This window comes from Massilia norwichensis, from assembly GCF_024753245.1.
GTDB lineage: Bacteria > Pseudomonadota > Gammaproteobacteria > Burkholderiales > Burkholderiaceae_D > Telluria > Telluria norwichensis.
Window position 1 is genome coordinate 59,495 of record NZ_JANUGX010000008.1, and the last position, 13,663, is coordinate 73,157.

Consider the following 13,663-nt stretch of genomic DNA (forward strand, 5'->3'; position numbering starts at 1 on the left):
ACAGCAGGAAGATACTGCTAAAATTTTCATCGCAAAAATTTCCTCAAGTAAAATCAAGGGCTTAGCTCGAAGAAGGCATATTCCGCACAAATTTATCCACAGAAATTGTGGGCAAGTTTCACCGATGGCAGCTCAGACCCTTGGGAAGCGGAAATCTCGCTCAATCCCTGCCAAGTTTTTACGCATGGAAAAATATCCTTTAAGAATCAAGGATCTTTCCTGTCTCATGCTTCCTTGCGCACACTTTTATCCACAGAAAGTGTGCAGAACTCTACTTGCCGCAAATCGGGCAACACGTTACATTGCGCAATTCGTATCGTTTCCTCTAGTTTCCTCTATACAGGAGTTCCTTTGCTCGCCATTCTCCAAGCCGCCGGCTGGCCCATCTGGCTGTTGCTGATTGCCTCGATCATCGCCCTGGCGCTGATCATCGAACGCCTGATCTACCTGCGCCGCGAAAAGATCCTGCCGCGCCAGCTGCTCGATGAGGTGATCCAGGTCTATCGCAGCGGTAAGGTCACGCCGGACATCATCGACAAGTTGCAGACCAACTCGCCGCTGGGCGCCGTGCTGGCAGCCGCGCTGCGCAACGTCGACGCCCCGCGCGACGTGATGAAAGAATCGATCGAAGAAGCGGGCCGGGGCGTGGCCCATGTGCTCGAGCGTTTCCTGACCACGCTGGGCACGATCGCCTCGCTGGCGCCGCTGATGGGCCTGTTCGGCACCGTGGTCGGCATGATCGAGATCTTCGGCGCCCAGAATGCATCGGGCACCAATCCGGCCCAGCTGGCCCACGGTATTTCGGTGGCCCTGTATAACACCGGCTTCGGCCTGGCGATCGCGATGCCGGCCCTGGTGTTCTACCGCCACTTCCGCGCGCTGGTCGACAGCTTCATCATCGATATGGAGCTGCAGGCCGTGAAATTCGTCGACGTCGTCCACGGTGCGCGCAAATGATGGACTTCCGCCGCGGCCGCAAGCGCGAGGATCCGGAAATCAACCTGATCCCGTTCATCGACGTGCTGCTGGTGGTGCTGATTTTCCTGATGGTCACCACCACCTACAGCAAGTTCACCGAGCTGCAGATCACCCTGCCGACCGCCGACGCCGAGAAGGCGATCGACAAGCCGTTCGAGATCAACGTCACCGTCGATGCCAAGGGTAACTACACGGTGAACAATGTAGCGGTGTCCTTCCATGGCGTGGCCGGCCTGGCCGACGACCTGAAGCGTGCCGCCGCCACCGGCCCCGACGGCCAGCCGCTGGCCAACCCGGCCAGGGACCCGGTCATCATCGTCAATGCCGACCAGTTCGCCATGCACCAGATGGTGATCAACGTGCTGGAAGCGGCGCGCATGGCGGGCTATGACAAGCTGACGTTTGCGGCGCAGAGCGGCGGACAGAAATAACCCAGCATACACACGTCATCCCCGCGCAGGCGGGGATCCATGCTGAATACCAGAACTCGGCTGGTTTGCTTCATCGCTAGCCTTGCCAGCTTTGGCGTTTCAGCGTGGATTCCCGCTTCCGCGGGAATGACGGCAACACAATATGGCATCCTCCCTCGAATCCACTCTCACCCGCGCCTGGCTGCGGCGTGGCCCCCTGGCCATTGCGCTGTGGCCGCTGTCGCTGCTGTTCCGGCTGCTCGCCAGCCTGCGCGCGGGTTTGTTCCGCGCCGGCGTACTGCAATCCGGGCGCCTGCCGGTGCCGGTGATCGTGGTCGGCAACATCTTCATCGGCGGTACCGGCAAGACGCCGCTGACCATCTGGCTGGTCGAGCAGCTGCGCGCCGCCGGCCTCCGGCCCGGCGTGATTTCGCGCGGCCATGGCGGCGAAGGCGACAGCGGCCCGCGAGAGGTCTTGCCCGAATCGAGCGCCCGCGAGGTCGGCGACGAGCCCTTGCTGATCGCGCATCGCACCGGCTGCCCGGTCGTGGTCGGGCGCCGCCGCGTCGATGCCGGCCGTTATCTGCTCGAACGCCATCCCGAGGTGAACGTGGTGGTGACCGACGACGGCCTCCAGCATTACGCCCTGCAGCGCGACGTCGAGCTGGTGCTGTTCGACGGACGCGGCGTCGGCAATGGCTGGACCTTGCCAGCCGGACCGCTGCGCGAGCCGCCTTCGCGGCGCCGCGATTTCACGGTCGTGAACACGCCGGAACTCACGCCGGCGCTGGCGCGGGCGGTCGGCGGCCGGCCTTACCGGATGCAGCTGGCGGGCGAGTATGCGGCGCCCTTGCGCGACGCGCAGCAGCGCGTTCCCTTGTCCAGCCTGGCCACGACAATGGCCGGCAAGCGCATCGTGGCCGCCGCCGGCATCGGCAACCCGGGCCGCTTCTTCGCGATGCTGAAAGCGGCCGGCCTGGCGGTCCAGGAGCTGCCGCTGCCCGACCACCACGACTTCCTCGACGACCCGTTCCGGGGCCTGGATGCCGACCTCATCCTGATTACCGAGAAGGATGCAGTAAAATGTCGGCAACTTGAACATCTGAACAACGACCCGCGCCTGTGGGTCGTCCCGGTCACCGCGCAGCTCGATGCTGTGCTGGCCGCTCAAATCGTGGAGAAATGTCGTGGACGCCCGACTGCTTGATATCCTGGTCTGCCCCCTGTGCAAGGGACCCCTCGAGTATGACAAAAAAGGGCAGGAGCTGCTCTGCCGCCCGGACCGCCTGGCCTATCCGATCCGTGACGGCATCCCGATCATGTGGGCCGACCAGGCCCGCAAGGTCGAGCCGTCGGTCTGAGCCTGGCAGCACGCCCATGAGCTTTGTCGTCATCATCCCGGCACGCCTGGCCTCGACCCGGCTGCCGAACAAGCCGCTGGCCGACCTGGGCGGCAAGCCCATGGTGGTGCGGGTCGCCGAGCGGGCCAGGGCATCCGGTGCCGCCCGCATCGTCGTCGCCACCGACCATGCCGACATCCTGGCTGCCTGCGCCGCGCACGGCATCGAAGCCTGCATGACGCGCGCCGACCACCCGTCCGGCACCGACCGCATCGCCGAAGTCGCGCGCACGCTCGGCTTGCCGGAAGATGCGGTGGTGGTCAACCTGCAGGGCGACGAGCCGCTGATCGACCCGGCCCTGCTGTCCGCCTGCGCGGCCCGCATCGGCGCCGACGTGCCGATGGCCACCTGCGCCCATCCGCTGCACGATGCCGCGGACGCCTTTAATCCGAACGTGGTCAAGGTCGTGCTCGACAAGCTGGGTCGCGCTTTGTATTTTTCGCGCGCCACCATCCCCTGGCACCGCGACGCCTTTGCGCAAAGCCGCGACCAATTACCGGCCGGCTATGTGCCGCTGCGTCACATCGGTCTGTATGCCTACAGCAACGCTTTCCTGCAGCAGTATCCGCAGCTTGCGCCTTCGCCGCTGGAGACGATCGAAGCGCTGGAACAGTTGCGCGTGCTCTGGCATGGCGTGCCAATTGCCGTGCACGTAACCGAGAGCGCGCCGGCGGCGGGCGTCGATACCCCGGAAGATCTGGAACGCGTACGCGCTTACTTCGCGTCTTGATCCGGTTGGAAATATCTTCTGGTGCGGTCTGCGCCAGCGCAATCTATCCCCTCGATCCATCCCCCGCAGTGGCGTTGGCCGCTGCTTTTGTGGTAACTTTCGGATCGAGCTAGTCAAATATGCATCAACACTTGCATCAACACCTTTTAGGAAATCCTTCATGCGTCTCATTCTGTTAGGAGCCCCCGGTGCCGGCAAAGGCACCCAGGCGAATTTCATTAAAGAAAAATACAACATTCCTCAGATCTCCACCGGCGACATGCTGCGTGCCGCCATCAAGGCGGGCACCGAGCTGGGCCTGGCGGCGAAAAAGGTGATGGACGCAGGCCAGCTGGTGTCGGATGACATCATCATCGGTCTCGTGAAGGAGCGCCTGAAGGACGCGGATTGCGCCAACGGCTACCTGTTCGACGGCTTCCCGCGCACCATCGCGCAGGCCGACGCCATGAAGGAAAGCGGCGTCAACATCGACTACGTGCTGGAGATCGACGTGCCGGACGAGATGATCGTCGAGCGCATGACCGGCCGCCGCACCCACCAGCCTTCGGGCCGCGTGTACCACGTCAAGTTCAATCCGCCGAAGGTGGAAGGCCAGGACGACGTCACCGGAGAGCCGCTGGTCCAGCGCGACGACGATCTGGAAGAAACCGTCAAGAAGCGCCTGGCGGTCTACCACAACCAGACCGAAGTCCTGCTCGGCTATTACAACAAGTGGGCCCAGTCGGGTCTGCCGGGTGCACCGAAGTACCGCAAGATCTCGGGCGTGGGCCCGGTCGAGCAGGTGCGCGAAGCAGCCTTCGCCGCGCTGGCCGAGTAAGGCTGTTTCAACAGGCGGGCGCGCCGCATGCAGCAGGCGCCGCCCGTTGGCTCCGGATGACACATAGCCATCCGTCCAGGTTTTTGGATCAAAGTTCGCAGTACCTGCGTGTTGTATTTGATCGAAGGACAAGGGAGGACGATCTATGGCATCCACACAGCTGGGCTTCGCCGTCGTTTGCGGCGTCATCGCGGTACTTTACGGGCTGTGGTCGCGCAGCTGGGTCCTGCAACAGGATCCCGGCAACGGCCGCATGCAGGAAATCTCGCTGGCCATCCAGCAGGGCGCGTCGGCCTACCTGGCGCGCCAGTACCGCACCATCGGCATCGTCGGCATCGTCCTGCTGATCGCCATCTACTTTCTCCTCGGCGGCTTGACCGCGGCCGGCTTCCTGACCGGGGCCGTGCTGTCCGGCGCCTGCGGCTTCATCGGCATGAACGTCTCGGTGCGCGCCAACGTCCGCACCGCCCAGGCCGCATCCAGCGGGCTCGACCAGGCGCTGCACGTCGCCTTCCGCGGCGGAGCGATTACCGGCATGCTGGTGGTCGGGCTGGGCCTGCTCGGGGTCTCGCTGTTCTACTGGTTCCTGGTGGTACGCTCCGACCCCGCGTTGTCGCCGCACGACGCGATCCAGCCGCTGGTCGGCCTGGCCTTCGGCGCCTCGCTGATCTCGATCTTCGCGCGCCTGGGCGGCGGCATCTTCACCAAGGGGGCCGACGTCGGCGCCGACCTCGTCGGCAAGGTCGAGGCCGGCATTCCCGAGGACGATCCGCGCAACCCCGCCGTCATCGCCGACAACGTGGGCGACAACGTCGGCGACTGCGCCGGCATGGCGGCCGACCTGTTCGAGACCTATGTCGTGACCCTGGTCGCGACCATGCTGCTGGGTGCGCTCATGGTGCCGGCCACGGGTGGTGCCGCCGTGGTGTACCCGATGCTGCTGGGCGCGGTGTCCATCATCGCCTCCATCGTCGGCTGCTCGCTGGTCAAGAACCGCCCGGGGCACAAGATCATGTCGGCCCTGTACACGGGGCTATGGTGGTCGGCTGGCTTGTCGCTGATCGGCTTCGCGCTGGTCACCTGGATGGCCTGGGCGGACGATGCGATGCGCTGGCGCATGCTGGGCTGCGCGCTGGTCGGGATCGTCCTGACCGGCCTGATGGTCTACATCACCGAGTACTACACGGGCACCGAGTTCCGTCCGGTGCGCCACATCGCCGAGGCCTCGACCACCGGCCACGGTACCAACATCATCGCCGGCCTGGGCGTGTCGATGAAGTCGACCGCCTATCCGGTGCTGGTGGTGTGCGCGGCCATCCTGGTGGCCTATGCGCTGGGCGAGCTGTACGGCATCGCGATCGCCGCCACCGCCATGCTGTCGATGGCCGGCATCATCGTCGCGCTGGATGCCTACGGACCGATCACCGACAACGCCGGCGGCATCGCCGAGATGAGCGGCCTGCCGGACAGCGTGCGCGCCGTCACCGACCCGCTGGATGCGGTCGGCAACACCACCAAGGCCGTCACCAAGGGCTATGCGATCGGCTCGGCCGGGCTGGCGGCGCTGGTGCTGTTCGCCGACTACACGCATGCGCTGGAGGCGAGCGGCACCCGCATCAGCTTCGAGCTGTCGAACCCGATGGTGATCGTCGGCCTCTTCATCGGCGGCCTGGTGCCCTACCTGTTCGGGGCGCTGGCGATGGAAGCGGTGGGGCGGGCGGCCGGCGCCGTGGTGGTCGAGGTGCGGCGCCAGTTCCGCGACATCGTCGGCATCATGGCCGGCACCGGCAAGCCGGAATACGACAAGGCGGTGGACATGCTGACCGCGTCGGCGATCCGCGAGATGGTGCTGCCTTCGCTGCTGCCGGTGGTGGTGCCGGTGGCGGTCGGCATGCTGCTCGGGCCGGCAGCCCTGGGCGGCATGCTGATGGGGACCATCGTGACCGGCCTGTTCGTGGCGATCTCGATGACGACCGGCGGCGGCGCCTGGGACAACGCCAAGAAGTACATCGAGGACAACCACTACGGCGGCAAGGGTTCGGAGGCGCACAAGGCGGCCGTCACCGGCGATACCGTGGGCGACCCCTACAAGGACACGGCCGGGCCGGCGGTGAACCCGCTGATCAAGATCATCAACATCGTGGCGCTGCTGCTGGTGCCCTTGCTGCCGGCCGGCGGCGGCTGGCTGGCGGTCACGCCGCCGCAGATGATGCAGGCGCCGGCGCCGGCCACCGTGGCGGCGCGCATCGCTACCGTCCCAGCGCCTCCGTCAGTGCCTGTCGCAGCGATTCCTGGTCCGAATCGCCCTGGTAGCGCACACCATTGATGAAGAAGCTCGGCGTCTGGGAGGCGCCGTCGTGGCGGGCGCGGGCGAGGTCGTCCTGCACGCGCTGGCGATGGCGCCGTTCCACGATGTCGGTGCGGAAGCGTTCGATGTCGAGGTCCAGGCTTTCCGCCAGCACGGCCAGATCCTGCTTGTCCATGACCTGGCGCTGCTGTTCGAACAGGATGTCGTGCATCTCCCAGAACTTGCCCTGGCTGGCGGCGGCCTCTGCCGCTTCCGCCGCCAGCTCGGCCAGCGGGTGCAGGTCGGACAGCGGCAGGTGGCGGTACACCAGGCGGATGCTTCCCAGCTCGTCCGTCAGCTCGCTCAGCGCCGCATGGGCGCGCGCGCAATAGGGGCACTGGAAGTCGCCATATTCGATCAGCGTCAGCGTGGCATCGCCGGCGCCGCGCACGTGTTCGTCCGGGCCGATCTCGTCTACTCGATTCATGGGTCTAGCTCCTGTGTTCGCGATGAGAGCATCATGGCATGGGCGCCCGATCGCTGCCGCGAGTTTCGGAGCGGAATCAAAAGACGCACATCTTGTTCGCCTCTTCGCGCAGGGACGGCCTGAAATCCGGATGCGCGATCGCAATCAGCGCCTGCGCGCGCTGCTTGGCGGACTTGCCGCGCAACTGGGCCACGCCCCATTCCGTCACCACGTAGTTGACGTCGTTCTTGCTGGTGGTGGCGTGGGTACCGGGCGAGAGCGTCGGCACGATGCGCGAGACGGTGCCGTCCTTGGCCGTCGAGGGCAGCACGATGAAGGACTTGCCGCCGCGCGAGCGGTTGGCGGCGCGCACGAAGTCGACCTGGCCGCCGGTGCCGGAATAGGGCAGGTGGCCGATGCTTTCGCTGCCGCACTGGCCCAGCAGGTCGACCTGCAGGCTGGCGTTGATCGACACCAGCTTGTCGTTCTGGCCGGCGATATACGGATCGTTGGTGAAGTTCGAGGGATGCATCTCCAGCATCGGGTTCTGGTGCATGAACTCGTAGAGCTTGCGCGAGCCGAGCGCGAAGGTGGCCACCATCTTGCCGGGCAACAGCGTCTTCTTGCTGTTGTTGACGGCGCCGGATTCGACCAGCTTCAGGATGCCGTCGCCGATCATCTCGGTGTGGATGCCGAGGTCGTGCTTGCCGGTCAGCTGCATCACCACGGCGTCGGGGATGCCGCCATAGCCGATCTGCAGGGTCGAACCGTCCTCGATCTGCTCGGCCACCAGCGCACCGATGGCTTCCTGCACCGGGCCGATCTTCGGCAGGCCGACTTCCAGGATCGGCTCGTCGCTCTCGACGATGGCCGTGACCTGGGACAGGTGGACATGGCACTGGCCATGGGTGAAGGGCACGTTCGGGTTCACCTCGAGTATCACCACGCGCGCCTTGGCGACCGCCGCCATCGTGTAGTCGGTGCCCAGGCTGAGGGCGAAGAAGCCGTGCGGGCTCATGGGCGAGGCCATCGCGAACACGACGTCGGACGGCATCAGGCCGCGCTCGATCAGGGCCGGGATCTCGGAAAAATAATTCGGGATGAAATCGCACCAGCCGCCCTGGCCGCCCGCGCGCGAGGCGCCGCCAAAGAACAGCGACGCGTGCCGCACGTGGGAGCGGCAAGCCTGCTCGAAATAGCCGTATTTGCGCATGGCGAGGATCTGCGCGATCTTGATGTCCGAAAAACGCTGGTGCTGCTCGGACAGCGCATGCAGCAGGGTGGGCGGTTCGCCGACGCCGGTCGGCACGATGATCATGTCGCCGTCGAGTAAATGGTCGAGGGCGTCGAGGGCGCTGCCGCGTTTCGACTGGTACATCTCCTGCAGATTCTGCATCGTCGTCTCCTGTCTTGTCGTGTCGTGCGGTATTCCTGTCCAGCATGAGCAGGCTACCATAGCGGGATATGAAACGCTGCCTTCTCATCGCCACCGCCTGCGCCGCCCTGCTGGCCACCGCCATACCCTGCCACGCCGCCGACGCGGATGCAATCGTCGACACGCTGCTCGGTACCCGCTACCTGGAACGCGAGACCTGCAACGGCCTGGGCATGATCGGCACCCAGTTGCTGCAGGAAGTCCGCCCGCAGTCCGAAGGCGCCAAGCCGGCCGTGCTGCCGCGCGCGCAGGTGCGCGAGATCGCGGTTGCCTATGACGCGATCAACTTGCAGTTGTGCGCCGCCGTGACGCCGCTGCTGTCGGATCGAAACGCCTGGGTGCGCAGCTACGCGCGGCATGGCAAGGTATTGGCATCGCCGCGCCTGAACGCGTTCATGGCCGATGCGCTGGCCATGCAATGGGCGGCGATCGCAGCCGGTTTGCGGGCCGAGCTGGTGATGCTCGGCAGCGTCATCGAACTCGAACTGGGCCTGCGCGCCGACGCCTTCAATCCCGGCACGGCGCCGCTGGTCGATCTGCAGTCGCCGAGCATGCGCGCGCTGTTGAAGGAGATCCGCCTGGTCTCGCTCACCGACGATGAGGCGCGCGCCAGGTTCGTTCTGGCGACCCTGCTCGAACACAAGAGCTTTCGCGACATGATCCCGGCCCGTTTCGACCTCGACCGCCTGGCGCGCATCGAAGCGAAGACGCGCCGCCTGGGCCTGCAGCTGGTGCGCCGATACGGCATCGATTTGTACGCCGTGTACGACAGCCGGACCCGCCTGCTGGTGCTGTCCGTCGACGAGCGCCTGGGCGTGCCGGCGGTCGCCGGCGCCGTGCGCACCGCCAGCGCGCAGGTGACGGCGCTGGCCGCCCGCTACCGAGCCAGATAAGGGAATGCCTCCCGATGTGCTTGTGATAAATTTAAGAAACTTTTTCAGGAGGGGCACATGAAGCGGGTCACTGGCATCGGCGGCATCTTCTTCAACGCGCAGGAACCGGCGACGCTGCGCGCCTGGTACCAGCGGCACCTGGGCATCGACGTGATGGACTGGGGCGGCACCGCCTTCAGCTGGCGCGACGAGGACGGCAAGCCGACCGGCGGCATGACGGTCTGGTCGATCAACGCGGCCGATACCACCCTCTACGAGCCCAGCAAGTCCCCGTTCATGATCAACTACCGGGTCGCCGACCTGAGCGCGCTGCTGCAGGCGCTGCGCGAGGAGGGCTGCCAGGTGCTGGACAAGTTCGAAGACGGCGAATACGGCAAGTTCGGCTGGGTCATCGACCCCGAGGGCAACAAGGTCGAGCTGTGGGAGCCGCCGCCCGGCCAGTGATGCCGCCGGGCAGGCGCGCGCCTGCCGCGACCGGCGCGGCCGATAATGGACTCATCCAGCAAAACGCAACGAGCGAAATAAGGAGCGAGGTGAGCCATGAGACAGATCGGGATCGTCGGCGCCATGGCGCTGTCCGCGCTGCTTGCAGGCGCGGCCGTGCCGGTCCAGGCGCGCCAGGCGCAGGTGCAGAGTCCACAGCAGGCGCAACAGGCGCAGCAGGCCCGCCAACAGGCCGAGGCCTTCCTGCGCAAGGAGGAGGCTGCCGCCACCGGCCGCCAGAACCGGAGCACCGAGCGCGCCAACCAGGATGCCACCGTGCCCGACGAAGCCGCCGGCCATAGCGATGCGGCCCGGCCCGCGCGCAGCACCGACCCGAATGCGGGCAATGGCGGCACGACCACGCGTCCCGCCGGCAGCGCGCCGCCGCCCAGCTACGGCCCGGTCCTGAACCCGCGCCGGCAGCAGGGCAGCGATCCGGCGCGCAAGGACCCGGCCGAGGTGCACGACGAAACCGACAGCCTGACGCGCCCCGCCGCGCCCCAGCAATCCCAGCCGTCGCAACAATCGCAACCGTCGCGGCAGAAGCAGGCGAAGCAGGCCCCGCGCCGGCGCGAAGCCTGGCAGGCGGCCGGTCCGCTGGCGCCGCGTCCTTTGACCAGCAACGAAGCCGCGGCGATCGGCTACGGCGCCGTGCCGGTCCCGGCAGCGGGGCAGGCGCCGCAGCCGGTGGTGCCCACCAATACGCCGCTGAATTCCTGTGTCGGCGGCGCCTGCCGCGATGCGAACGGCGGCAGCTACAACCTCGGCCCGAACGGCGTCGGCGTCAGCAGCAGCGGGCGTGTGTGCAGCAAGGTCGGCACCACCGTCCAATGCAATTAGCGCACCCGGCAAAACGCCCATGGCGGCGTTGCATCGTCTCGCCGTCATGGTATTTCCGGCAAAAGCTCGCTACAATCCGGGAGTTGACGTTTACGTAAACGTTAAAAATAAGCCTTAGGATTCATCGAAAACCCCGGAGGAGACAGCATGCAAATTCAGAACAATGTATTCATCGTGACCGGCGGCGCGTCGGGCCTGGGCGCCGCCACCGCGCGCATGATCGTGGAAGCGGGCGGCATGGTCGTGCTGGCCGACGTGCAGGCGGAAGCCGGCGAGAAGCTGGCCGCCGAGCTGGGCGCGGGCAAGGCACGCTTCGTCAAATGCGACGTCACTTCGGAAGCCGACGGCATGGCGGTGGTCGAAGCGGCAGGCGCGATGGGCACCGTGCGCGGCCTGATCAACTGTGCCGGCGTGGCGCCGGCCATCAAGACCGTCGGCAAGGATGGTCCGCACCCGCTGGACGCCTTCCAGCGCGCGATCAACATCAACCTGGTCGGCACCTTCAACATGTGCCGCCTGGCGGCGGACGCCATGGGCAAGACCGAGGCGCTGGAGCACGGCGAGCGCGGTGTCATCATCAACACCGCCTCGGTCGCGGCCTTCGACGGCCAGATCGGCCAGGCTGCCTACGGCGCCTCGAAGGCCGGCGTGGCCGGCATGACGCTGCCGATGGCGCGCGACCTGTCGCGCAGCGGCATCCGCGTGATGACCATCGCCCCGGGCATCTTCGAGACCCCGATGCTGATGGGCATGCCGCAGGAAGTGCGCGATGCGCTCGGCAAGATGGTGCCCTTCCCGCAGCGCCTGGGCATGCCGGGCGAGTACGCCCACCTGGCCCGCACCATCATCGAAAACACGATGCTGAACGGCGAAACCATCCGTCTGGATGGCGCGATCCGCATGCAGCCAAAATAAAGGTGTCGTGAGCAACTTGCTCATTTGAGGTAGGATGCTCCGGATATCGGGCGTGCAGCCTTGGCCGCACGCCCTGTTTTTTTCCGGAGAATCGAATGAAGTCGAAGTTGCTTGCTCTCGTACTCGGCGGCGCGTTCGCGACGCTGTCCCCTCTGCCCGTCCTGGCCCAGGACTCGCTCCAGAAAGCGCCCGAAGCCGCCACCGGCTATGCCGACAAGGCCGGCTGGGCCGCGCGCAAGTACATGGTGGCCGCCGCCAATCCGCTGGCGGTGGAGGCGGGCTACGAGATGCTCAAGCAGGGCGGTACGGCGATCGACGCCGGCATCGCGACCCAGCTGGTGCTGACCCTGGTCGAGCCGCAGTCCTCGGGCATCGGCGGCGGCGCCTTCCTGATGTACTACGACGGCAAGAAGGTGCAGGCCTTCGACGGCCGCGAGACCGCGCCGTCGAAAGCCGACGAGCACCTGTTCCAGCGCCCGGACGGCACGCCGCTGTCGCGTAGCGAGGGCATCGTCGGCGGCCGTTCGACCGGCGCCCCCGGCGTGCTGCGCATGCTGGCGCTGGCCCACAAGCAGCACGGCAAGCTGCCCTGGAAGACCCTGTTCGGCCCGGCCATCCGCCTGTCCGAGAACGGCTTCAAGGTCAGCCCGCGCCTGCACCAATTGCTGGCCGGCGATCCCTACATCCGCAAGGACCCGGCCGCGCGCAGCTATTTCTACGGCGCCGACGGCAATCCGCGTCCGGTCGGCTATCTGCTGAAGAATCCCGAGCTGGCCAGAACCCTGCGCGAGATCGCCGAAGGCGGCGCCGAGGTCTTCTACACGGGCCGCATCGCGCGCGACATCGAGGCCAAGGTGAAGAGCCACCCGACCAATCCTGGCCTGCTCAGCGCCGCCGACATCGCCGCTTACCAGCCCAAGTTGCGCGAGCCGGTCTGCAGCGACTACCGCAGCTATACCGTGTGCGGCATGCCGCCGCCGTCCTCGGGCGGCATCGCCGTGGCCCAGATGCTGGGCATGTTCGAGACCCGCGACATGAAGGCGCTGGCGCCCAGCAACGGCATCCCGGGTGCGGATGCGGTGCACCTGTTCTCGGAAGTGGGGCGCCTGGCCTATGCCGACCGCGACCGCTACGCCGCCGACACCGACTTCGTGCCGCTGCCGGGACGCGGCATCCCGGCCCTGCTCGACAAGAATTACCTGGCCAAGCGCGCGAGCGTCATCGGCAGCCGCTCGATGGGCAAGGCCGAGGCCGGCCATCCGCCGGGCGTGGAGATGGCCTGGAACTGGGGCCTGGACAATTCGATCGAAGCCCATTCGACCTCGCACGTGGTCGCCGTCGACCAGTACGGCGCCGGCCTGTCGATGACCACCAGCGTCGAGGATGCCTTCGGCTCGCGCCAGATGGTCGACGGTTTCATCCTCAACAACCAGCTGACCGACTTTTCCTTCGATTCGAAGGATGCCAACGGCCCGGTCGCCAACCGCGTCGAGCCGGGCAAGCGTCCGCGCAGCGCGATGAGCCCGACCATCGTGTTCGACAAGAAGAGCGGCCGCTTCGTCGAGGCGATCGGCTCGCCGGGCGGCCCGCTGATCATCAATTACGTGGCGAAGGTCCTGGTCGGCACCCTGGACTGGGGCCTCAACATGCAGCAGGCGATCGCACTGCCGAACTTCGGCAGCCGCAACGGCCCGACCGAGCTCGAAGCGGGGCGCTTCCCGGTCCGTGAAATCGACGCCCTGAAGGCGCGCGGGCACACGATCCGGATCGGCGAACAGACCTCCGGCCTGCAGGGCATCGAGCGCATGGACATCCATGGCGTGTCTTTGTGGTTCGGCGGCGCCGACCCGCGTCGCGAAGGTGTGGCAAAAGGCGACTAAAACGCTGGCAAAAAGGTATTTATTCCCCCCGGCAAGGGCAGACTTTGCTACTCTTGCCGGGTGGATATTAAACATGACTTAAAAGGGCGCTCGCTACAGCGCCTGTGGGTGCTGGCAGTGTTGGCTTTG

General features: G+C 66.2%; 14 protein-coding genes. 12 read left to right on the forward strand and 2 right to left on the reverse strand.

Features of this window, described 5'->3' with window-relative positions:
• Positions 1 to 351 precede the first annotated feature (351 nt).
• The 7 genes from NX782_RS08775 to NX782_RS08805 all read left to right on the forward strand — a co-directional run bounded on the left by NX782_RS08775 (position 352) and on the right by NX782_RS08805 (position 6,661).
• Positions 352 to 957: a MotA/TolQ/ExbB proton channel family protein gene (locus tag NX782_RS08775; RefSeq protein ID WP_036237285.1), complete on the forward strand. Its 606-nt coding sequence runs from the start codon at positions 352 to 354 to the stop codon at positions 955 to 957.
• Entirely contained in the window at positions 957 to 1,409 is a 453-nt protein-coding gene (locus NX782_RS08780) for an ExbD/TolR family protein (protein ID WP_258845166.1), read from the forward strand. The genes NX782_RS08775 and NX782_RS08780 overlap by 1 nt, the downstream gene beginning before the upstream one ends.
• A 142-nt stretch (positions 1,410 to 1,551) precedes the next feature.
• Complete coding sequence (gene lpxK, locus NX782_RS08785; protein ID WP_258845066.1) at positions 1,552 to 2,595, forward strand: tetraacyldisaccharide 4'-kinase; 1,044 nt, start codon at positions 1,552 to 1,554, stop codon at positions 2,593 to 2,595.
• Positions 2,576 to 2,749 carry a Trm112 family protein gene (locus NX782_RS08790; protein ID WP_258845067.1) on the forward strand — a complete coding sequence of 58 codons (174 nt, stop codon included), beginning with the start codon at positions 2,576 to 2,578 and terminating at the stop codon, positions 2,747 to 2,749. The genes lpxK and NX782_RS08790 overlap by 20 nt, the downstream gene beginning before the upstream one ends.
• Positions 2,750 to 2,765: 16 nt before the next feature.
• Positions 2,766 to 3,518, forward strand: coding sequence for a 3-deoxy-manno-octulosonate cytidylyltransferase (gene kdsB, locus NX782_RS08795; protein WP_258845068.1), 753 nt, complete (start codon positions 2,766 to 2,768; stop codon positions 3,516 to 3,518).
• Between the two features lie 160 nt (positions 3,519 to 3,678).
• Entirely contained in the window at positions 3,679 to 4,335 is a 657-nt protein-coding gene (gene adk / locus NX782_RS08800; RefSeq protein WP_258845069.1) for an adenylate kinase, read from the forward strand.
• 145 nt (positions 4,336 to 4,480) lie between these two features.
• Positions 4,481 to 6,661, forward strand: a complete 2,181-nt coding sequence (locus tag NX782_RS08805; protein WP_258845070.1) for a sodium-translocating pyrophosphatase — start codon at positions 4,481 to 4,483, stop codon at positions 6,659 to 6,661.
• Here NX782_RS08805 and NX782_RS08810 read toward each other — a convergent pair.
• Both NX782_RS08810 and NX782_RS08815 read right to left on the reverse strand, forming a co-directional pair.
• Positions 6,585 to 7,109, reverse strand: a complete 525-nt coding sequence (locus NX782_RS08810; protein WP_258845071.1) for a DsbA family protein — start codon at positions 7,107 to 7,109, stop codon at positions 6,585 to 6,587. The two genes, NX782_RS08805 and NX782_RS08810, sit on opposite strands and share 77 nt — an antisense overlap.
• 76 nt (positions 7,110 to 7,185) lie before the next feature.
• Complete coding sequence (locus NX782_RS08815; RefSeq protein ID WP_258845072.1) at positions 7,186 to 8,484, reverse strand: acetyl-CoA hydrolase/transferase family protein; 1,299 nt, start codon at positions 8,482 to 8,484, stop codon at positions 7,186 to 7,188.
• A 68-nt stretch (positions 8,485 to 8,552) separates the two neighbouring features.
• On the opposite strand from NX782_RS08815, the gene NX782_RS08820 reads away from it, so the two are divergent.
• From NX782_RS08820 to NX782_RS08840, 5 genes are all read left to right on the forward strand, one after another.
• On the forward strand, positions 8,553 to 9,416 hold the full coding sequence (locus NX782_RS08820; protein ID WP_258845073.1) for a hypothetical protein: 864 nt from the start codon (positions 8,553 to 8,555) through the stop codon (positions 9,414 to 9,416).
• A gap of 57 nt (positions 9,417 to 9,473) precedes the next feature.
• Positions 9,474 to 9,860, forward strand: coding sequence for a VOC family protein (locus tag NX782_RS08825; protein WP_258845074.1), 387 nt, complete (start codon positions 9,474 to 9,476; stop codon positions 9,858 to 9,860).
• Between the two features lie 96 nt (positions 9,861 to 9,956).
• Positions 9,957 to 10,739: a hypothetical protein gene (locus tag NX782_RS08830; protein ID WP_258845075.1), complete on the forward strand. Its 783-nt coding sequence runs from the start codon at positions 9,957 to 9,959 to the stop codon at positions 10,737 to 10,739.
• A gap of 147 nt (positions 10,740 to 10,886) precedes the next feature.
• Positions 10,887 to 11,654 carry a 3-hydroxyacyl-CoA dehydrogenase gene (locus tag NX782_RS08835; protein ID WP_258845076.1) on the forward strand — a complete coding sequence of 256 codons (768 nt, stop codon included), beginning with the start codon at positions 10,887 to 10,889 and terminating at the stop codon, positions 11,652 to 11,654.
• Between the two features lie 95 nt (positions 11,655 to 11,749).
• On the forward strand, positions 11,750 to 13,534 hold the full coding sequence (locus NX782_RS08840) for a gamma-glutamyltransferase family protein (protein WP_258845077.1): 1,785 nt from the start codon (positions 11,750 to 11,752) through the stop codon (positions 13,532 to 13,534).
• The last annotated feature ends 129 nt before the right edge of the window (positions 13,535 to 13,663 follow it).

Excerpts from the sequence above, each read along its gene's own strand:
- NX782_RS08780 (WP_258845166.1), top strand. The coding sequence starts at position 957 with ATGGACTTCCGCCGCGGCCGCAAGCGCGAGGATCCGGAAATCAACCTG.
- lpxK (WP_258845066.1), top strand. The coding sequence starts at position 1,552 with ATGGCATCCTCCCTCGAATCCACTCTCACCCGCGCCTGGCTGCGGCGT.
- kdsB (WP_258845068.1), top strand. The coding sequence starts at position 2,766 with ATGAGCTTTGTCGTCATCATCCCGGCACGCCTGGCCTCGACCCGGCTG.
- adk (WP_258845069.1), top strand. The coding sequence starts at position 3,679 with ATGCGTCTCATTCTGTTAGGAGCCCCCGGTGCCGGCAAAGGCACCCAG.
- NX782_RS08805 (WP_258845070.1), top strand. The coding sequence starts at position 4,481 with ATGGCATCCACACAGCTGGGCTTCGCCGTCGTTTGCGGCGTCATCGCG.
- NX782_RS08810 (WP_258845071.1), bottom strand. The coding sequence starts at position 7,109 with ATGAATCGAGTAGACGAGATCGGCCCGGACGAACACGTGCGCGGCGCC.
- NX782_RS08815 (WP_258845072.1), bottom strand. The coding sequence starts at position 8,484 with ATGCAGAATCTGCAGGAGATGTACCAGTCGAAACGCGGCAGCGCCCTC.
- NX782_RS08820 (WP_258845073.1), top strand. The coding sequence starts at position 8,553 with ATGAAACGCTGCCTTCTCATCGCCACCGCCTGCGCCGCCCTGCTGGCC.
- NX782_RS08825 (WP_258845074.1), top strand. The coding sequence starts at position 9,474 with ATGAAGCGGGTCACTGGCATCGGCGGCATCTTCTTCAACGCGCAGGAA.
- NX782_RS08830 (WP_258845075.1), top strand. The coding sequence starts at position 9,957 with ATGAGACAGATCGGGATCGTCGGCGCCATGGCGCTGTCCGCGCTGCTT.
- NX782_RS08835 (WP_258845076.1), top strand. The coding sequence starts at position 10,887 with ATGCAAATTCAGAACAATGTATTCATCGTGACCGGCGGCGCGTCGGGC.
- NX782_RS08840 (WP_258845077.1), top strand. The coding sequence starts at position 11,750 with ATGAAGTCGAAGTTGCTTGCTCTCGTACTCGGCGGCGCGTTCGCGACG.